Here is a 20118-nt window from a genome sequence, read left to right on the forward strand (position 1 = left end):
CACACTGACCCCTTCCCGAACTCAGAGGTGAAACGCTGCTGCGGCTACGATAGTTGGAGGGTCGCCTCCTGCCACAATTGCTCGGCGCCAGGTCTTTTTTTAAAACATCAAAGAGAGAGTTTATGTTACTGCATAAACTCTCTCTTTGCTTTGTTGCTGTTATCGCATTCGTCACAAGTTATAGCTGTTGCCAGTAGTTTTAACGTGAGTTCGACGAATCAAAAAACAGCAGGAGGTAGCGCAGGCAAATCTTTTGGATAAATGTCAATCGACGGTTTATTAGGCAAATAGGTGTAAGCAGCCAAACCAGCCATCAGATTGGCGCGATACAATGGTAGACATAGCCGAGACCTGATTTTTATTTGATATTTTTAGTCTCGGCGTTTTTTTGTGACTTTTTTCTCCATTCTCAATCAGTCTTAGTGTAGGCGTAGCCTGCCGCAGGCATCGCTCTTTACCCGGATTTCTCACGCTTTATATCTAGCAAGTTCAAGGGGCGACAAACACCTCTAAATTCTGCCAGCTAAAGGTTTGGGAGGCACAGACCCCTAGAAAAATTAGGGTACTTATTGAGAATGAACTATATAGTTATTAAGCAGCTATCTGTAAGGTACAGTTTAATGCTAAAAAAGAACGGTCTCGTAATTTTACGAAGACCGTCGAAATAATGCTGGCATCATTTTATCAAAACTTCTTAGAAAAATACCTAAATAAAGCACAGTTAATCACCCTAAAGATGTTGGTGTGGTTGCTACAAAATCAGAAACAAGTGAGATTAGAAAGACTGGCAACAACCCTACTGTTACCAATACAACAAAATAGTCGTAGACGGCACTTACAAAGGTTTTTAACGCTGAATGCCTTGAGTGTAGTATTGTTGTGGTTTCCGATTATTGAAGCCCTAATTAACCAACATTTTAAAGTAGGGTCACAGTTAACCATTGCGATGGATAGAACACAGGGGAAAGAAAATAATGTGTTGATGGTGAGTGTGATTTACCAAAAAAGAGCTTGGCCAATATATTGGTGCTTGTTAGAGAAAGATGGTAGCAGTAACTTAGAAGAACAGCAAAAAGTATTACGTCCAGTAATCCGCTTATTAAAAAAGTACAAATTAGTAATTATCGGAGATAGTGAATTTCACAGCGTAGAACTAGCACAGTGGCTTCACAAGCAGAATGTAGGTTTTGTACTCCGTCAAAAAAAGGATACTACTGGAAAAGAAAGTACAGGGGTAAGTAAGAAAAAGATGCTTGGTATTTATTAACTAATATAATTTACCTGACTTACATACTGCCCTCAAGATATATTCTCAACGTTTTGGGATTGAGGCAATGTTTAAAGATTGTAAAACTGGTGGATAAAATCTAGAAGCTTCTCAAGCCATTTGCTTAATTCGTAAAGTGACAGAAGTAGTGATAATATACAAGAATTCTTAGATGGTGGTTTAGAATGTGAAATTCTAAAGATTGCTTCAAAAGGCTAGCAATCAGGCAAATTAAAAATTAAAGTTATTCTAGAATTTATTCCTGACAAACCTAATTTTACTGAGGAAAAGTCGCCTCTAGATGACTTGCGCTGCATGATGAATGAGGATAATTCATGAGTAAAACCCCGCGCATTCGCATTCCACCAGAAGTTAGAAAATATGTATTTCAACGTGATAAATATCAGTGTAAAAGCTGTGGTAAAACATCTATAGAAACTGATTTAACTATCGATCATATTATTCCTCTAGCGCGTGGCGGTCAAAACGATATCAGCAATTTACATACTCTTTGCTGGATATGTAATCAACAAAAATCAGACAAAAGTGACCATCAGTTTCGACGACATTTTGAAAGTTAAGCTAACCTAGAAGAAGCTGTTAATGTTTAATCTTTATGCCTCAAAAAATCAACAGCAATTCTCGCAATTTTAGCAAAGTTGGAACGATAGTATTTTATTTTTTAGCTGTGATCGCCATTTTAGCCGCAGCCTTTCCTTGGTTATATGAAATTAAAACTAAAGCCGGGATCAACATATCTGATAGATATCACGCTGGTACATTTTTTGAGAAACATACTCATGGAATTTTTAGGTGTGAATGGCTTTATCCATACAAGTGCGATCGCCCAAAAGGCGACACTTAAAAATTAAACTATAATTAATTGCCCAAGTTCTTTAAGAAACTTGGGCAATTAACTTATTATTTATGAATTACTGACAAATTTAACCTTAATTTTATGCTAAAAAGCACCACTTTTTCTGTCAAATAAGATAGCAACAGTTTTAAAAATTAATTTTAAATCGTACAGTAAACTCCAATTTTGTTGATATTGCAAGTCTAAACGAATGACATCTTCAAAACTGCGGACTGTAGACCGCCCGTTAACTTGCCATTCTCCAGTCATACCAGGCTTAACATCTAAGCGTTGCCATTCTGGTACTTCATAGCGTTCAACTTCATCAGGTGTAGGCGGTCTAGTACCTACTAAACTCATATCACCTTTTAAAACGTTCCAAAATTGCGGCAACTCATCTAAGCTAGTACGTCTTAAAAAACGCCCTACCTGAGTGATTCTGGGGTCATTTTCATTCTTGAAAAAAGCACCTTTTACTTGGTTCTTAACGAGAGCTTTTTTGGCTTCCGCGTCTACACACATAGAGCGAAATTTCCAAATTTTAAACCGTTTACCCATCCACCCACAACGAGTTTGCCCAAAGAAAATTGGGCCGGGATCGTCAATTTTAATAGCAACCACAATAGGAATAAATAAAATTCCTGTAATCACTAAACCTACTAGTGAGCCAACAATATCTATAAAGCGTTTCATCCAAGAAGCTACAGAGGGATGAGTAGCAGGTAGTTGTTCTACCTTACGAGCATTATTTTTTGGAGCCTCTATGACATTTTCAGACTCTAAAAATGCGGCTTCGCTGCTATACTCTATTGAGAAAACCTGATCTAATCCTGTTAGAGTTAGCACCGCCATCACTTGAGGAGTAACGTCCCGCAGGATTAGAATAATCCCTTTTTCTTGAGTCGTTTTGTAATTACTAACCAAAGCCCCTAAACCACTACTATCCATAAAAGTAGTTTGGTGAAAATCAATAATGATTGTCTTGGGGTATGGGTTGACTTGAGTTAAGTCTTGACAGATTTGTTTAAAACTGACCGCTTCCAACACACTTAGGCGCGCTGGAACCTGCACTATCGCCGTTTCACTTAAAGAAGTAACTAAAAAATTTACCTCTATGGGTTGGCTAGTCATGAAGCTGTGTACTTTCGTTGCCATGTAAATTTAATTTGCCAAACATTAATTTGTCCTAGAAAATCAATTAACCCCATATTTACTGGATAGGTAAAACAACGGTTTGTTAGCCATATAGAACGAGGGCAGGATTGCCTGTGACGATTCACAATAGAACAAGAACTAAAATACGTACTTGTTTTCGTATCGCCATAGCGCGATCGCATTGCTACATCCCATGACTGCTAACTCTAATGTTCAACCTACTGCACGCCTGATTGAGGTCTTTTCTGCTATTCAAGGGGAAGGACTGAATGTCGGGACACGTCAAATTTTTATTCGCTTTGCTTTGTGTGACTTGCGCTGTCAGTTTTGTGATAGCGCACACACTTGGAATGCACCCACTACCTGTAAGGTAGAACGATCGCCTGGACTCCGAGATTTTGAAATTCATTCAAATCCAGTCCCCTTAACTATATTACTCGAATGGATTAAACGCCAAAATATATCGTTTCTCCACGATAGTATTAGCTTAACTGGAGGTGAACCACTTTTACACGCCCCTTTTCTACGCGAATTCTTGCCTCAGGTGCGATCAATCACTGGTTTACCTATATATTTAGAAACTGGCGGTCATCGCCCGGAACAACTGAGTATGATTCTGCCCTACTTAGACTCTATAGGAATGGATTTGAAACTACCTAGCGTTAGTGGCGAGAATCACTGGCAAGACCATGAAAAATTTCTCCAACTATGCCACAACAATTTATCTTTAGATATCTTTATCAAGATAATTATTTCGCAAAGCACCGAGCCAGGTGAATTAAAACAAGCCGCTTTGTTGATAGCAGATATCAATCCAAACATTCCCGTGTTTTTGCAACCAGTCACACCTTTAACCCCATCTCAACAATTCACTCCAACACCAATACTTGCGCCAACCCCCGCTCAAGTTTTGACATGGCAAGCATTAATGAAAGAGTTTGTTTCCCAGGTTCGCGTTGTCCCCCAAACTCATAAAATGCTAAATCAGTTGTAAAAGTTTGATGAAGATGTGCTGGGGTCAAAGCCGCATTCATAAAATATGTATGTGCTAATAAGCACTTTAACTATTTATTAACCTTTTCTTAATCTTGAAATTCAAAGCTGAGAAAACTTTGGATTTATGAGAAATTTACATGGTTTCTGCCAAGCATTGGATTTCTGGATTAAGTTTTTCACTGATAACTGCCGTCGTCAGTATTACAGGACTTGCTAACCCTGCAAGTGCTATTTCTTTAGTCAATGGTTTGACAGTTCCAGGTAATAGTACAGATTTATCCTTATCTAGCAGCAATAGTGCTAATACTAATCGCTTAGGATTTTTCTCTGATCTCTATTATGATCGCTACAGCAACGTATACTACAGTTTGGCTGATCGCGGCCCTGGTGGCGGTGTCATAGATTATAAGACACGGGTACACAAATTTTCTTTAGATGTTGACCAAAACACAGGTGCGATAAGCAATCTGAAACTTATAGACACTATTCTTTTCACCCAAAACGGTCAAAACTTTAACGGCTTGAACCCAGGAAAATTGAATGGTGATGCTAGCAATTTGGGGCTAAGTTTTGACCCAGAAGGATTTGCGATCGCACCCAATGGTAATTTCTATATTTCTGATGAATATGGCCCGTCTGTATATGAATTTAGCGCGACTGGTTCCTTCATCCGGGCGTTTTCAACTCCCAGCAATCTCATTCCTAAACAAAGTGATGGGACAGTTAACTATGTTGATGGTCGTCCAGACATTACCACAGGTCGCCAAGACAATCGCGGTTTTGAAGGCGTAACCCTCAGTCCCGATGGCAGTAAACTCTTTGCTATGCTGCAAGACGCGTTAGTTAACGAAGGTTCCCCAGATGGACGGCGTAGCCCCAACTTACGGATAGTAGAGTTTGATACAAAAACTAGTGAAAGTACGGCTCAGTATATTTATCAGCTAGAAAGTTTAGCAGATATAAATGCTCGCGTTCCTGAAGATTCTTTCGGTGCTAACTCTCAAGGGCGAAATATTGGTATTAGTGCCATCACAGCTTTAAATGACAAAGAATTTTTAGTTTTAGAACGGGATAATCGCGGTGTTGGTGTCGAAGATCCCACAGGTGAAACACCTGTTGCTTCTAAACGCATCTACAAAATCGACTTAACTAGTGCAACTGACGTTACTGATATTAGCTTGACAGGTACAAATACATTACCTGCTGGTGTGACCTCTGTAAGTAAGACATTGTTTGCGGATATTGCTGATTTCTTAAAAAAAGCTGGGAAACCTATTCCTGAGAAATTTGAAGGCTTGGCAATTGGGCCAAAACTTGCTGATGGTTCCTACGCCCTAATCGTAGGTACAGATAACGACTTCAGCGTGACTCAAAACGATGATGATGTCCAGTTTGACGTTTGTAGCGATGGTACTCAAGTTGCCATTGATAGCGGTTGTCCAAATGGAGCAACTTTGATTCCTACCTTTGTGTACGCGTTAAAAGCAAGCAAAGCAGAATTGGCAGGATTTGTACCACCAGCAAAAGTTCCAGAACCAACTACTACTGCTGGAATTGTCTTGCTGGCTTCGAGTGTTTTCTTTTTAAAGCGATTGAAGGTGACAGGTTACAGGTGATAGGTTACAGGTGATAGGTGATAGAACTAAAAGTCTTTTGCTGTCCTAACTACCTTGGCTATTGTTAGAAATAAATTATTGTTAGGTTGGGTAGACAATACCCAACCTAATTTTTGATATCTACAGCCTGTCTTCATCTGGAGATTTGGATTTAGCTTTTGCCTTGTTAGCACTGCGTTTGAGGGCAGAGAGTCGTGCTTCATAACGAGACCGTTGGCGTTTGCTAGGAGTAGTATCAATTAGGGTTTTTAAAGCACTACCTAGACTTTTATAAGCATTGGGGAGACTGTAACCAAAGCGAGTTGCTAGTGCGATCGCTTTTTCATCAGCATCCAGTAATTCTCTTATTTGCTTTTCGCCATTATTCTTTTGATAAAGTCGCCAGCCAGAAACGCCACACAACGCTAAAGCCAAAACCAGCAACAATCCATCTTGTACCCATAACTCACCCACAGCACCGCCTAAACCAATAGCTAATGCTGCCATTTCCCAACCATCTTTGGGAATCGTATCATTTTGAATACGGGCGACTTCATGCCAGAACAGCAGATTACGCTGATCCATTGCGAGAGCATCCCATTTCACCAAGTCAATTTGAATTTCTACCTGGTCTTTGCCGATTTCTTCGCTACGGATCAGGGGTGGATTGACCTCAGTTGTGCCTTCTACCATGACCCAACTCTGCAATTCTGGCGGTAGTAAGCCTTTTAACCGCCGGAGTTCACTCATTTCCGCTTTGGCAGAGGAGGTTGCATAGGATGTCATAAAATCCAGCCCTAGAAAATTTCAGTATATTGTGAGAGTATCACTTTGGAGTATAGCTATTATCAGTGATACTTCGCCTCACTCACTAGGAAAAGTTCCTCGTTTTTTTCTGGCTTCCATCGCCTTTTCTAAAAGTTCTAATAATCCAGGTGCTTCTTCCTGAATTGTCAATAACATTCTTTCTCCTAGTTCCACATTCCCCGGATCATGCCCTGTAGCCATCACTTCCTTCAGCCGGGGGATCGCAATCCCATCAACAATCTGAATTAACCCGCTTAAACAGCGATGGAATTGTTTTTCTGTCAGAATTGAGTCTTCCAAGGGAAATTCAATAATTGCCCGGATTTCCCCATCCGATGGGTCATATTCCCATTGCAGCATTTTCGTCTCCCAAGAAATGGCTAACATCGTCTGTAGAATAGCCCCCTTGTGAGGATGGTCTTGAACTCCAGCCAAAACTTGAGGCGCAAAAATTCTGAAAAACTTTCCTTCCTCGTCCAGTTGGACAACTATCAAGAAATCGTCTAAGTTATCAGCTTCTACCCCTGTGATAATTCGGTCTTCCTCATCATCAAAACGGTACTCCCAACCTAGCTTGTCTAAGTAATTAGCAATCTGTTCGAGATTTGCTCCCATATAAGCCTCATAAGAAATGGTGGAGCGGCTGTCACCAAAACTAGTTTAACCTGCTAAGGGCATATGCTTAGGTTGGTGGGCTACTTCTCCTTTTTGAGAAGTATGCAATGAATTTTTGCATACTTGCTGATTCTGTTTGTTGAATTATCTAAAATCCATAAAATATGAAAATTATGTTCTAGGAAGTAAGCATAAGGACAAAACGTTTAGAAATATTTGTAGCTCAACAATCAATATTTAAGTAATAGTTAAAAACTGCAATACCTGCACTACATTATTACTTAAAAAACAAATCCCTAGTTTCTTAAAGAAGTTGGGGATTTCAGCATATTGATTTACAAATCAACTAATATCGCTTGAATACACAAGTGATAAAAAATCTGCAAAAAGCCTTATATTACAAACATCGACTAGTTTTTTACAAAAATATTGTAGTCGTCAGCACATTTTTTAGCGTTGAATATTCAGGAATTGTATGTGGAAATCAGCATTAATCCTAGCGATCGCACCTTTAATCTTAACCATCGCTGGCTGTAGTGGAGAATCAGGTCAAACAGCAAATACACCTGCTACTCCTGGTGGTTCCACAACGCAAGCCACTCGAAATCGTTGGGATACTATCAAAAGCCGTGGTCAGGTAATTTGTGGCGTTAGTGGTGAAGTACCAGGGTTTAGTTTTGTGACAACTGACGGTAAATACAGTGGGATCGATGTAGATATTTGCCGAGGTGTAGCAGCAGCTTTATTTGATAACCCAGATGCCGTAGAATTTCGCAATCTCAACGCTAAAGAGCGATTTACAGCTTTACAAACTGGGGAAGTAGATATTCTCAGCCGCAACACTACTTGGACACTCAGCCGTGATACTTCGGTAGGCTTAGAATTCGCACCTGTCGTCTTTTATGATGGTCAAGCGATTATGGTTCGCAAAAATAGCAACATTAAATCTCTCGCTGACCTCAAAAATAAAGCAATCTGCGTGCAAACTGGCACTACTACCGAACAGAACTTAGCAGACCAAATGCGGAAGCGGGGAATAGCTTACAAACCCGTTGTTTTTGAAGACGTGAATATTACCTTCGCTACCTACGCTGAAGGACGCTGCGACGGAATTACAGCCGACCGTTCTGCTTTGGTTTCGCGGCGTTCACTCTTACCTAAACCAGAAGATAACGTAATTCTTGATGAAGTCATCTCCTCAGAACCTCTAGCACCAGCAGTCGCTAAAGGAGATAGTAGGTGGGGAGATATTGTGAAATGGGTAGTCTATTCCTTAGTCAAAGCTGAAGAGTTGGGCATTACTTCCCAAAATATTGCTCAATTTGCCAATAGTACTGATCCTGATGTCAAACGCTTTTTAGGTCAAGAAGGCAACTTAGGAGAAGGACTCGGCTTAACCAACGATTTCGCTGCCAGAATAATCAAACACGTTGGTAACTATGCTGAAGTATACGATCGCAACCTTGGCCCCAAAACAAAGTTCAATCTCGTTCGCGGTCAAAATCAACTCTGGTCAAAAGGTGGACTACTTTATTCTCCACCATTCCGTTAGAAGATAGCAGAGCAGAGAAGAACTATTGACAAATGACAAATGACCAATTCCAAACCACCCATTTGGCGTAACAGTCGCTTTTGGCAAATCACTGCACAATTCATGGCTGTATTTTTAGCTGCGATTTTGGTAACAATACTTTGGAGTAATCTCAACCGCAACTTACAGCAATTAGGTATTCAATTTGGATTTGATTTTCTCAAACAGCAAGCATCTTTTGATATTGGTGAAACCCCAATTTCTTACACAGCAACTGATACATATACTCGTGCTTTGTGGGTTGGTTTAATTAACACATTACGTGTGGCACTTGCTGGAATTTTTTTCACCACAATTGTCGGGATAACTGCCGGGATTGCTCGGTTATCGGATAACTGGTTAGTGCGGAATATCAGCTTAGTTTATGTAGAAGTTTTCCGCAATACACCCTTACTTATACAATTACTATTCTGGTACTTTGCTGTTTTTTTGAGTTTTCCCAAGGCTGATAATAAAGTCTCTTTTTGGGGTTTGATAAGCCTCAGCCAAAATGGTATTGATTTGCCTGGGGTTCATTTTTCGCCTGAGTTTTCGGCTTTACTGCTGGGATTGATTTTTTACACAGGTGGATTTATTGCAGAAATTGTTCGAGGTGGGATTCAATCAGTACCTAAAGGACAATGGGAAGCGGCGCGATCGCTTGGCTTAAAACCGGGATTAGTCATGCGGCTTGTAATTTTTCCCCAAGCCTTGCGGGTGATTATTCCGCCATTGACGAGTCAATATCTGAATTTGACGAAAAATTCTAGTTTAGCGATCGCAATTGGTTATCCTGATCTTTATTTCGTTTCTTCCACCACCTTCAATCAAACTGGGAAAGCCGTAGAAGTGGTTTTACTACTTGCACTAACTTACCTCACCCTCAGCTTGACTATCTCCATAATTATGAATTTGCTCAATCGCACCGTCAAAATTCAAGAGAGATAGTTTATTAGATGGAGAAATTATTATGATAAATAATCTACAATCATCAAACCAAAATCACCAAGTTTTATGGTTGCGTCAAAATTTATTTAATACTTGGTATAACAGTTTATTAACTATTGTCTGTTTAGGATTTTTGTTTTGGTCTTTGCGTGAATTTGTGACTTGGGCAACTACTCAAGCACAATGGACAGTGATTCAGGCTAACTTACGTTTGTTTTTAGTTGGGAGATTTCCGCAAACGCTATATTGGAGAGTTTGGATTGTATTAGCAATCGCTTCTCTTTTATTCTCTATAAGTAGTGGCATTTTATTTAGTAAACAACAGAATAACAAATTTGAATTTGCTATTTTTGCTTTTATTTCTAGTTTTTTATTAATTTTTCTGCCCCTAGATTTAACGTCACGCCTGTGGTTATTGCTAATTGCAGTTTTAATCTTGGTAGGCTTTTGGGTAGGAAAAAAATTTGCTCAAGCAATAGCTCCTTGGCTTTCTCTAATCTGGCTATTATCTTTTCCTGTAATTATATGGCTAATTGGTGGCGGTTTGGGCTTACAACCTGTACCCACAAGTTTGTGGAATGGTTTAATACTCACGCTGCTAATGGCTCTAGTCAGTATTGTACTTTCTTTTCCCATAGGAATTTTATTAGCGTTAGGGCGTACTAGCAGTCTGCCTATATTACGTTGGTTTTCTATTTTATATATCGAAATTGTAAGAGGAGTACCATTAATTGGAGTTTTGTTTCTTGCTCAGGTAATGTTGCCTTTATTTTTGCCAACAGAGTGGCGTTTAGATAGAGTAATTCGAGGAATTGCTGGATTAGTTCTATTTAGTGCTGCTTATATGGCAGAAAATGTGCGTGGTGGACTTCAATCAATTCCCCGTGGACAAATTGAAGCCGCAAAAGCATTAGGATTGCAGACATATTTAGTAATTTTATTAATTGTTCTACCCCAGGCTTTACGTGCTGTTATTCCAGCGATTGTAGGTCAATTTATCGGCTTGTTTAAAGATACTTCGCTCTTGTCATTAGTAGGTTTAGTAGAACTAACTGGTATTTCCCGCTCTATATTGGCACAGCCACAGTTTATCGGACGTTATAAAGAAGTATATTTATTTGGTGGATTAATTTATTGGATATTTTGTTATTCAATGTCCTTAGCATCACGACACTTAGAAAAGCAGCTAAATAATTAGTTAATAGTCAATAGTCATTTGTCCATAGTTAATGCTCTTTATTTGAAAACGGTGTCAAACTCTCTCTAGCTTTCTTTCTTTGTGTACGTTGTGGTTTGTTTCTTTCGTATTGAACTTACTCGCAACTTCATACAAAATTATTAAAAAATTTTTGTTGAGTCTAATTTAAAACATAAAACTATTTTTGATAGAAAGGATAAAGTAAATGATAAAAGAACAAACACAAATAATTATTGCTGAAGATGTTCATAAATGGTATGGGAAATTCCACGTGCTTAAAGGAGTAAGTTTAACAGTTGCTCGTGGAGAAGTTGTAGTTTTAATGGGGCCTTCTGGTTCAGGGAAATCAACCTTTATTCGGACATTTAATGCTTTAGAAGAATACCACCAAGGAAAAATTATTATTGACGGTATCACCCTTAGTAATGACTTGCGAAATATTGACGCAATTCGGCAAGAGGTAGGAATGGTTTTTCAACAGTTTAATTTGTTTCCACATCTCACCGTACTGCAAAACATTACGTTAGCCCCAATTTGGGTGCGTCGCTGGACGAAAGCTAAAGCCGAAGAATTAGCAATGCAACTTTTAGAGAGAGTAGGAATATTAGAACAGGCGCGAAAATATCCCGGACAATTATCTGGTGGACAACAACAGCGAGTAGCGATCGCTCGTGCATTAGCCATGCAGCCTAAAATTATGCTATTCGATGAACCCACCTCAGCATTAGACCCTGAAATGGTACGCGAAGTATTAGATGTCATGCGCGGTCTAGCGCGTGATGGCATGACAATGGTTGTAGTTACCCACGAAGTCGGATTTGCTCGTGAAGTTGCTGACCGAGTAATTTTAATGGATGGTGGTTCACTAGTAGAGTCAGCAACACCTGATAATTTTTTTACTAAACCTCAAGAAGATAGAACTCGCCAATTTTTGTCTCAAATTCTTTAGCTATTAAAATTTAGGCAAAAATCTTTTTAACTCTTTGTTGTATTCTGCCAAATTTTACCGATTTTTTAACTACATCATAAACATTAGTAGTTACAAAAAATGAGAAGATAATCATGCTTTTCGTGATGTCACGGCAATCTAGGATTGCTGATGGCATTCTCAGTCTCTCCAAGCATTTTTGGAGGGCTTTTTTTAACTAAAATTCTTAAGTCTCTAGAGGGAAAACTCAAATTTAGCGAAATGAAAAAATATTTAAAATTATTAAAAATAATAGAATATATTTTTTTGAAGTATATCAAGTAAATAAAATAATCTGGGTTAGTTAATCCTCACGTAACTTGTGTGACTAAAACAACCTGTTGAAAAAACTTTTTAGATATCCTCTATGCAGACTCATCCATAATTGGTATCATATGTTTCAAAAAACGCTTCTCAAGATTAACACCTTGCAAAATATGGCAAACAATTTAATGTCAGGTTTGTTAAAAATATCTAACAGTGCGGTTTTATGTTTCTTCATTGCACCTACTGCAATATCATTTAATACCGATATAGTCCAAGCACAAACTATAAGTATAGTGCCTTCCCAATACAGAGGTGTTTGGCGTGGTTATGGTGTTCAAATAAACCCTAGCAGCGAATGGTCAGTATTAATTGCAATCACAGGTGGTGAGGTTGATTCTGTTGTTGGTACAATTGCATACCCATCACTTCGCTGTGGTGGAGAGCTAAGTTTACGTCGTGTAAGCAATAACAATTCTATCGAATTATCTGAAAGCATTACTTACGGTAATTGTATTAATAATGGAACGATAAATCTTAAGACTTCATCAGCCAGAGGTTTAGAATACGTTTGGCAAAAAGATTTTACTCAAGCTACTGCTAGATTACAGAAAATCAGCAGTAATTAAATAATCTAGCTGGAGAAGAGGAGCTTGCCAAAGATATTTAACCTTTCCTCTTTTCTACATCCTGTGAAGAATCAGAGTTTGAACCAACTATTTGTAGCTGTTTCTTATCAATCTTGTTGATGCGAAAACTTGTAAGCACCCCAGAAAGATAGAGCGATCGCCACCACTAATAAAATCGGTATACTGTACCAAGGAAATTCCGATAAGGGTGAATAAGCTGCCGCACGTAATCCTGTACTAACGTAAGTTAGAGGCAACAAATAAACTACAAATTTCAACGCTAGTGGTAAAGTGCTGGGATCGAAAAAGGTTGCACCTAAGAAGGACATCGGCACAATCACGAAGTTGTTATATAGTCCCACAGATTCGAGCGATCGCACACTCAAGCCGACAATTACCCCTAACCCAGCAAATACGGCACAATTCAGCACTAACAACAGCAAAAATAAGGGATTGAGAAAATTCCAATTACCAGTAAACAGCAACGCTATCAAAATCACAGATCCCGAAGTCATCAGTCCCCGCACAACTCCCGCAAGCATTTTACCAATGTGCTGGGCTAATGGATTTATGGGAACCAGCAACAACTCTTCAAAGGTTTTGGTAAATAGCCTTTCTCCACAAATCGAAAATGTTGTACCGCCAAAGCTAATCGTCATCGACGATAGAGCGACCATCCCTGGCAAAATAAACTCTAGATAGTTATTGTAATTGCCAGTAATACCAGAGCCTGGTCTAATTGAACTACCCAAGCCCAAACCAAAAGCTAATATATATATCAGTGGAGATACTAAACCTGTCGCCGCTACTTGCGTAATTCTGGCGCGTAACTTTAACCACTCTCCCCAGAAAATAGTCAGACTATCAGTAAAAAGAAGTTGAAATTGCGCTGGTTTAAAATTTGTTGCGTAGGCTAACGACTTTTGAGATGTCACTTTCTTGCAGTTACTTATCCAAGTTTTCTATGATATTACTTTACAATTTTTTACACCTTCCTCTACTATAGGTAGCAAAAATTGCTTAGATAATCTTGAAAAATGATTTTAAATAGACTAACTGCAAACAAAACAAAAACTAGCAGACAATTATCCTGAAGAATCGGCATACTGAAATAGGGGGGGTAGTTCAGACCTCTCCCAGCTTTCCGAAACGTGACTATGCCAAGCAAAAATGAGACGTAAATCTACTGGTAGATCAGCCACAACACCAAAGCCTCAAGCTTTCCAGCCTTCTTTATTTAACCTCACCACGATCGCAATTTTGGGAGGGGTGCTGGTTTTAGGGATTGGAATTGGGATTGCTTTTAGCTCTACAACCACTTTATCGCCAGCAAATGTGGCTTCGCGGGAATTCATTGATACAAGAGCGCCAAATCCAGAAATTTGTGTGCAGTATGGTCCTAGTGCAATGGTAATGGATGCCAGATTATTTGTGACACTCAACCCCTTTAATGTTTATGTTGCTCAACCAAGTATGCGTCCGGGCTGCGTACTGCGTCAAAATAACTGGGCAATTTTAGAACAGCGAAAACTGGTAACTTCTGATCAAGTCAGAGATTGTAAAAATCGCCTGAATACCTTTGGTTTTACTGGCAGCTTGGATAGCGAAAATCCTGATATTAGATGTATTTATCAAAACGAAGCCGCACAAAACTTTTTCACCTCTCAACCTGGAGCCGTTGGCTCACCTCAAGAAACAGATAGATTTTAGTGTGTGAAGACTAGATGGTGCAGAAAACAGAGAAAGCAAACTGAGATTTCTGCTGTACTGCACTAGTACCTGTATCTGGGTTTGGGAAGAGGTTGACCAAACTCAATTACTTCAATTTGGAGTTCATCAGGTGGATACTTAGAACTGCTCGGAACTGTTGGGACAGGAAAACTAGGAATCGCTACAGATGGAATGTTATTTAAATTCCCGGCTTGATTTGGGAAGTTAGGTGGAGGAAGAATCGAGCCTTGTAGTTGATAAGAATTATTAGGAGCTAGCGGCGGTACTGTGATATATAGTTGCTGCTGATTAGTTGTGATTGTCGGTAAGGTAGTAGGCAACTGTGGGTAATTTGAGCTAGAAGGCAGGTTGCTGCTAGGTATTTGAGGATAATAATTATATGGATTTGTTCCAGGCTGTAAGTTTACTGGTGGACTAGAACGACTGTAAACAGAAGCAGGCTGTAAGTTTACTGGTGGGCTAGAACGACCATAACGAGCAGTAACAGTACGTAATACCCAGCGTGTAGGGTTAGAGCGCGAAACAGGTTGTAGTTTTACCTGTTTGGGATCTAAAAAAGCCCCATCTGCTAAATCTAAAACTATGCGAGTCATGCTGGCATTCAATTGAGAAACACGAATGCTTTGAATTGCCCCAGAATAATTTTGTTTGGTGGAAACATAACCCAATTTGGTTTCTGGCAGGTCAATGACAAGACGCGGAGGTTGAGAAAGATAAAAGTAGTGCGGAGTTGTGCCTGCGGACAGAGTAAACTCTAATTTGGAAGCTTTGGGATCAAATCGCCAATTATTGAGTTTAGCGACTGGTGTAGTAGTAATTGCAGCCTCAGAAGCCATGATGATATATAAGCTAAATAAGCTGATACCAATTAATGGCTGACTCCAAGAGATACACCGCTTAGTTTTTGGTCTTGTATGCATTATTGTTCTGCCTTATGCGTTTAGACATGAGGAAGTTTTGCGGAATTGATCAGAGTGAATTGTAAATTTAAAAGCTTTTAAATTTATTAATTATCAATTACCTAGTTCTCCCCTCTATAAATTTGCCCAAATTTCAATGGTTAGTTAACTTCTGTGATTGTTCAGAGATTGGTTGTTGGACAGCAATAAATTTCAAAAGTTTAGAATTATTAAGCGTTAGTTGACCTGTGATTTTACCCTGCTCTGCCAGTTGCATTTGCATTATGGCTGATTGGCTTGAGTTAGCCTGGGAGTTGGGTGGATTACAAAGGATTTCGGGCGCAACTTTTCCTGATAGATTTAATTGCTGGTCTTTTAGGATACCTGTAAGCGAAAGTTGTTTTTTAGTCTCTGCATTAGCGTTTTCTGGAACTAAAGAGGCATTTAAGTAAATACCTGATTGTTGAATATTTAAGACAAGAGGATTTAAATCTTTACAGTTTGGCAAATTTTCAGCCAATTTCACCTGATAACTACCATTAACTACAGGAGGAGCCTTGAGTTTGTTTTCTCCATAGGCGGTAACGGCGTTAAACAACAGTAGAACTGAAGCTATGGCGATGCCGTAGAAGCTTAAGGATTTAACATTTAGATGATTCATGATTTAGCTTTGAACTGTTGGTTCTTGATTGCCCACCTCTGGCAGCACAGAAGCAAGGTGAGAAGTAACTTGGCTATAACGGCGAGTAATTAGCAGGGAGGAACGGCATTGAATAGCGAGTGCATCTGTATACCTTCCTAAGGTTTGACGCTCGATTCCCCAAGCGCGACTAGTGCCAGCAATCGTGAGATCAACTGCTTCTGAGGCAGCAACTACTGCTTGAATTGGTTCTGTTGATTCAACAGTTTTAATTTCAATGCGATCGCGTACACTAGGCGGTAATTGTGCTGTTAATTTCTGTAGCTCATAACTTAATTCCTCTGGGCTGTTATTTGGGCTAACTACTTGTAAAACCTGCAACATACAGGTATCACGATTAATTAACAGTCTGAAAGCCAGAATTAATGCCAAATCGTCATGAATATTTGCAGAATAAGGAACTAATAAGCTTTCTAATCGCTCTCTGCCCCGGTCTACAAATACGGCCACATCTACGGGAGCGCTGCTCAGAATTTGGCCAACTCTTCCACCTAAGCGATTGTTACTAAATGCTGGGCGATGCCATCCCACAAGAATTAAGTTAGGTTGTTCCAGCCTAGCAATTTGGGCTGTTTCCCGTGCAACATTGCTGGATATACGCACAATTGGCTGGATGTAAGAACGTGTGGTTGCTGGTTCTAGAGTGTTAATTAATTGCTCTAACTGCTGACGACGCTGGAGAAGAAGTCGGTCGGCTTCGACTGGGGTACTTTCAAAGGCGTAATCTTCGTCTAATTCAATCAGACTCAGAGGATTAATCAATGCTGGCTGCTGATAGTTTAACGCCAACGCTACAGCTAATTGCAGCAACCCTTTTTGAGTGCTGGGATTAGCTACCGGGACTAAAATCCGGTATGTATAAGATTCTATAGAGGTAGTATCGGCATTAATTTGTTCTTCTGGTTCTGCTTCCACTACATCCAATTTGATTAAGCTTTTTGGATATGTCCATTCCAGCAACGGCGAGGTCATAAATGTAGTTACCAATGCCATGATGACTAACATGGTAAAAATCAAGGGCGAAATTACGCCTAACTCTAAACCGATGTTGAGGACAATTAGCTCGGTTAAACCGCGAGTGTTCATTAACCAACCGAGTGCGGAAGCTTCTCTGCTATTAATTCCACTGACACGCGCCGCGACATAAGTACCAATATACTTACCGGCGATCGCAACTAATAAAACCAATCCGCACAATCCCCATAACTCAGGACGGTTCAGCAAACCAATCTGCGTCCGCAAACCACTGTAAGCAAAAAATATTGGCAGTAGAAATATCAAGACAAAATCTTCGGTTTTGACAGCTAATTCTCGAACTAAGTCTGCATTCTTAGGCATTGCTGCTCCCAGTAAGAATGCGCCAAAAATTAGGTGAATCCCAATCAGTTCCGTAATCAACGCCGAAGCGACTACCCCCATATAAATTCCAGCTAGAAGTAACTGGCTTAAGCGTCCAGTACGACGGTAGTATGTGGCTAGACGTTGCAGAAACCAACGTCCTACAGTCAGCATAAAGCCAATGTAGATGATGCTCTCAAAAATTGTCGGGATTGCACCAGCAAAGTTACCAGTCCGCGCCACGGCGATCGCAACTGCTAAAACACACCATGCTGTAACATCATCTACAGCTGCACAAGTTAATGCCAACGTCCCTAAACGCGTCGCCTGCAAGTTGTTTTCGGTAATAATCCGCGCCAATACCGGAAAAGCAGTAATTGACATGGCTGCGCCTAGAAACAACGCAAAAGCCGTAAAAGACACACTGGCATTAGAAACTAAAGGATATAGCAAAACTGCTAACAAAGTTCCTAACGAAAAAGGTACTAAAATGCTGACATGAGAAGTTAAGACTGCTACTTCTAACTGACCACTCAGGTATTTAGGATTAAGTTCTAACCCAATCAAAAACATGAAAAATATTAATCCAACCTGAGACAGAACATTCAAAAACGGAATAGTTTCTGGTGGGAACAAGCTAGTTGCTAAATGGGGAGCAACTAAACCAAATAAAGATGGGCCAAGCATAATACCAGCCACTATCTCACCAATTACTAACGGTTGCTTAATGGATTTAAATCCCAGACCTATCAGCCGGGACAATCCAATAACAATCAGCACCTCAGACAAAACGAGAATAACTGTATGCATAATTTCCTCTCAATGACCATCTGGTTTCCCTAAGATAATTCTTTAAACAAAGGGAAATTGTCAACCTTGTTTAGCATATTCAATCTGAATTTATGCGCTATGCTGATGTTAATTCTTGTTAAGGTGCAATTCTAGAATTAAGAACAAATCAGAGAATTGTTGAGGTATGACTAGGATAAACCTTAGTAAATAATTAATAGGTATTAGCTAAAAACTTTGGCTGCCTTATTACTCAACGTAAGCAAAAATTTTTACCAATATTATTTTATTAATATTTAGCCAATACCTAACTAATTCTTAGTATACAAACTGTAAGCTATTACCACTGAGTTAAGGATTTTTCATAGGTTGTACCTTGTAAAAAAAGGTCAATTAGTGGCGATGCCATTAGTGTAGTTACAATTGCCATAATCACCATAATAGTAAATAAAGTTGGGGTGATTATACCTTGTTCTAGCCCAATGTTAAGAATAATTAGCTCCATTAAACCACGAGCATTCATCAGAGCGCCGATAGTTGCGGATTCGCGCCAGTGTTCTCCAGATATTTTAGCGGCTAACATACACGCACCACCTTTACCAGCAATAGCGATCGCTAAAATTAAAAATGTAATTAACCATAATCCAGGTGTATTTACTAAACCAATTTGAGTATTCAGCCCAGAGAAGACAAAAAAGATTGGCAGTAAAAATGTAGTAGTTAAATACTCAGTATATTGGCGAATTTGCTCAGAAAATTCGCCGCGTGGCATGACTGTACCTAACACAAAAGCACCGAATATTGCATATATACCTGTGATGTCAGTAAACCAAGCGCATAACATCAAAATTATTAATAATAATGTGAGAGTTTGCTTAGTTACCCCAGCATCACGTTTAGTCATTTGGGTAAAAATTTTTAATGCAGATTTTCCGACAAACACTGCAAATATTACATAACAGATACCACCACCAATCGCTAAAATGGCAATATTTATAGAATTTTTGACACTAGCGAGGACAATTGCCAGCAAACACCAAGCTACGCCATCATCTACTGATGCTGCTCCTAGTGCAAGAGTCCCAAAACGAGTTTTTGCTAAACCCCGTTCATAAAGAATGCGAGCTAACATTGGGAATGCGGTAATCGTCATTGATGCACCCATATATAAAGCTGCTGACCAAGGTGCGACCTTTGCTTGAAAAAATGTACCTTGGTTATATATAAAAAAAGAGGCACCAGCCCCCAGTAAAAATGGTGTGATAATCCCAGATGCAGATAGTATTCCAGCACTTCTGATATGGTGTTTTAAGAGTTGGGTGTTAAATTCCAACCCAATCAAAAACATATAAATTACCAAACCAATTTGACTGATTGCATATAAAATCGACATCGATGGGTGAGGTATTTTATCTCCTAATGCAGTCAAGATGGGTAATTTCGGAAAAAGCCATTGCTGAAAATTAGGTGCAATTAAACCTAATAATGAAGGCCCTAACATTACACCTGCAATCATTTCACATACAACATCTGTTTGTCTAAGATAACGTCGTCCAAAAATTGTAACTATGCGACAAGTACCTAAAATTATTGTAAGTTGCAGAAATAGCTTGATTATTAGTTCAAAATTCGACATTTTACTTTCTTGAAGTGTAACAAGTATGGCAATTTTAATTCAAGAAAGTAGAAATTAGGGAAATTAAGTAGAACAGCTTCAATAATTCACGCTATGTCATTGCGTAGGCGTTAGCCTTCCCGAAGGGTATGAAACGAAGTGGAATGAATCAATCACAA

20 protein-coding genes and 1 pseudogene are annotated in these 20118 nt (G+C 39.3%); 12 read left to right on the forward strand and 9 right to left on the reverse strand.

Going from position 1 to position 20118, the window contains the following annotated elements:
• Positions 1-667: 667 nt before the first annotated feature.
• From H6G76_RS11655 to H6G76_RS11670, 4 genes and pseudogenes are all read left to right on the forward strand, one after another.
• Entirely contained in the window at positions 668-1267 is a 600-nt protein-coding gene (locus H6G76_RS11655; protein ID WP_190700076.1) for a hypothetical protein, read from the forward strand.
• A gap of 231 nt (positions 1268-1498) precedes the next feature.
• A pseudogene (locus H6G76_RS38225) lies at positions 1499-1606 on the forward strand (KGK domain-containing protein); the annotation flags it as partial.
• Positions 1603-1848: an HNH endonuclease gene (locus H6G76_RS11665; protein ID WP_190700079.1), complete on the forward strand. Its 246-nt coding sequence runs from the start codon at positions 1603-1605 to the stop codon at positions 1846-1848. The pseudogene H6G76_RS38225 and the gene H6G76_RS11665, both read left to right, overlap by 4 nt.
• 35 nt (positions 1849-1883) lie before the next feature.
• Positions 1884-2132: a hypothetical protein gene (locus H6G76_RS11670; RefSeq protein WP_190700082.1), complete on the forward strand. Its 249-nt coding sequence runs from the start codon at positions 1884-1886 to the stop codon at positions 2130-2132.
• A gap of 96 nt (positions 2133-2228) precedes the next feature.
• Here the strand turns inward: H6G76_RS11670 and H6G76_RS11675 are convergent, their stop codons facing one another.
• Complete coding sequence (locus H6G76_RS11675) at positions 2229-3278, reverse strand: anti-sigma factor antagonist (RefSeq protein WP_190700085.1); 1050 nt, start codon at positions 3276-3278, stop codon at positions 2229-2231.
• 193 nt (positions 3279-3471) lie between these two features.
• Between H6G76_RS11675 and H6G76_RS11680 the strand changes: the two genes are divergently transcribed.
• Together H6G76_RS11680 and H6G76_RS11685 are read left to right on the forward strand one after the other, a co-directional pair.
• Positions 3472-4272: a 7-carboxy-7-deazaguanine synthase QueE gene (locus tag H6G76_RS11680; RefSeq protein ID WP_190700444.1), complete on the forward strand. Its 801-nt coding sequence runs from the start codon at positions 3472-3474 to the stop codon at positions 4270-4272.
• Positions 4273-4411: 139 nt separating this feature from the next.
• Positions 4412-5890 (forward strand): esterase-like activity of phytase family protein, encoded by a 1479-nt coding sequence (locus H6G76_RS11685; RefSeq protein WP_190700088.1) that lies wholly within the window; start codon positions 4412-4414, stop codon positions 5888-5890.
• Between the two features lie 120 nt (positions 5891-6010).
• Here H6G76_RS11685 and H6G76_RS11690 read toward each other — a convergent pair whose 3' ends face one another.
• Together H6G76_RS11690 and H6G76_RS11695 are read right to left on the reverse strand one after the other, a co-directional pair.
• Positions 6011-6655, reverse strand: coding sequence for a DUF3318 domain-containing protein (locus tag H6G76_RS11690; RefSeq protein WP_190700091.1), 645 nt, complete (start codon positions 6653-6655; stop codon positions 6011-6013).
• A gap of 78 nt (positions 6656-6733) precedes the next feature.
• Complete coding sequence (locus H6G76_RS11695) at positions 6734-7291, reverse strand: hypothetical protein (protein WP_190700093.1); 558 nt, start codon at positions 7289-7291, stop codon at positions 6734-6736.
• A gap of 475 nt (positions 7292-7766) precedes the next feature.
• On the opposite strand from H6G76_RS11695, the gene H6G76_RS11700 reads away from it, so the two are divergent.
• From H6G76_RS11700 to H6G76_RS11715, 4 genes are all read left to right on the forward strand, one after another.
• The gene (locus H6G76_RS11700) at positions 7767-8843 is read left to right on the forward strand and encodes an amino acid ABC transporter substrate-binding protein (RefSeq protein ID WP_190700096.1); all 1077 of its coding nucleotides are present in this window, start codon (positions 7767-7769) and stop codon (positions 8841-8843) included.
• A gap of 39 nt (positions 8844-8882) precedes the next feature.
• On the forward strand, positions 8883-9809 hold the full coding sequence (locus H6G76_RS11705; protein ID WP_190700099.1) for an amino acid ABC transporter permease: 927 nt from the start codon (positions 8883-8885) through the stop codon (positions 9807-9809).
• A 22-nt stretch (positions 9810-9831) separates the two neighbouring features.
• Entirely contained in the window at positions 9832-11007 is a 1176-nt protein-coding gene (locus H6G76_RS11710; RefSeq protein WP_190700101.1) for an amino acid ABC transporter permease, read from the forward strand.
• A gap of 208 nt (positions 11008-11215) precedes the next feature.
• Positions 11216-11956, forward strand: a complete 741-nt coding sequence (locus H6G76_RS11715) for an amino acid ABC transporter ATP-binding protein (protein ID WP_313934769.1) — start codon at positions 11216-11218, stop codon at positions 11954-11956.
• Between the two features lie 10 nt (positions 11957-11966).
• On the opposite strand, the gene H6G76_RS11720 is transcribed toward H6G76_RS11715, so the two are convergent.
• Complete coding sequence (locus H6G76_RS11720) at positions 11967-12113, reverse strand: hypothetical protein (protein WP_190700107.1); 147 nt, start codon at positions 12111-12113, stop codon at positions 11967-11969.
• Positions 12114-12369: 256 nt separating this feature from the next.
• On the opposite strand from H6G76_RS11720, the gene H6G76_RS11725 reads away from it, so the two are divergent.
• Positions 12370-12867 (forward strand): hypothetical protein, encoded by a 498-nt coding sequence (locus H6G76_RS11725; protein WP_190700110.1) that lies wholly within the window; start codon positions 12370-12372, stop codon positions 12865-12867.
• Positions 12868-12974: 107 nt separating this feature from the next.
• Here the strand turns inward: H6G76_RS11725 and H6G76_RS11730 are convergent, their stop codons facing one another.
• Positions 12975-13802 carry an ABC transporter permease gene (locus H6G76_RS11730; protein ID WP_190700113.1) on the reverse strand — a complete coding sequence of 276 codons (828 nt, stop codon included), beginning with the start codon at positions 13800-13802 and terminating at the stop codon, positions 12975-12977.
• Between the two features lie 235 nt (positions 13803-14037).
• Between H6G76_RS11730 and H6G76_RS11735 the strand changes: the two genes are divergently transcribed.
• A complete protein-coding gene (locus H6G76_RS11735; RefSeq protein ID WP_190700116.1) occupies positions 14038-14577 on the forward strand; it encodes a DUF3172 domain-containing protein in 540 nt (179 codons plus the stop codon).
• Positions 14578-14639: 62 nt separating this feature from the next.
• On the opposite strand, the gene H6G76_RS11740 is transcribed toward H6G76_RS11735, so the two are convergent.
• The 4 genes from H6G76_RS11740 to H6G76_RS11755 all read right to left on the reverse strand — a co-directional run bounded on the left by H6G76_RS11740 (position 14640) and on the right by H6G76_RS11755 (position 19960).
• Entirely contained in the window at positions 14640-15518 is an 879-nt protein-coding gene (locus H6G76_RS11740; protein WP_190700119.1) for an AMIN domain-containing protein, read from the reverse strand.
• 133 nt (positions 15519-15651) lie between these two features.
• Positions 15652-16158: a hypothetical protein gene (locus H6G76_RS11745; protein ID WP_190700122.1), complete on the reverse strand. Its 507-nt coding sequence runs from the start codon at positions 16156-16158 to the stop codon at positions 15652-15654.
• Between the two features lie 3 nt (positions 16159-16161).
• On the reverse strand, positions 16162-18345 hold the full coding sequence (locus H6G76_RS11750; RefSeq protein WP_190700125.1) for a cation:proton antiporter: 2184 nt from the start codon (positions 18343-18345) through the stop codon (positions 16162-16164).
• 319 nt (positions 18346-18664) lie between these two features.
• Positions 18665-19960 carry a cation:proton antiporter gene (locus tag H6G76_RS11755; RefSeq protein WP_190700128.1) on the reverse strand — a complete coding sequence of 432 codons (1296 nt, stop codon included), beginning with the start codon at positions 19958-19960 and terminating at the stop codon, positions 18665-18667.
• Between the last annotated feature and the right edge of the window lie 158 nt (positions 19961-20118).

Origin of the sequence: Nostoc sp. FACHB-152, assembly GCF_014697475.1 — a bacterium.
GTDB lineage: Bacteria > Cyanobacteriota > Cyanobacteriia > Cyanobacteriales > Nostocaceae > Nostoc_B.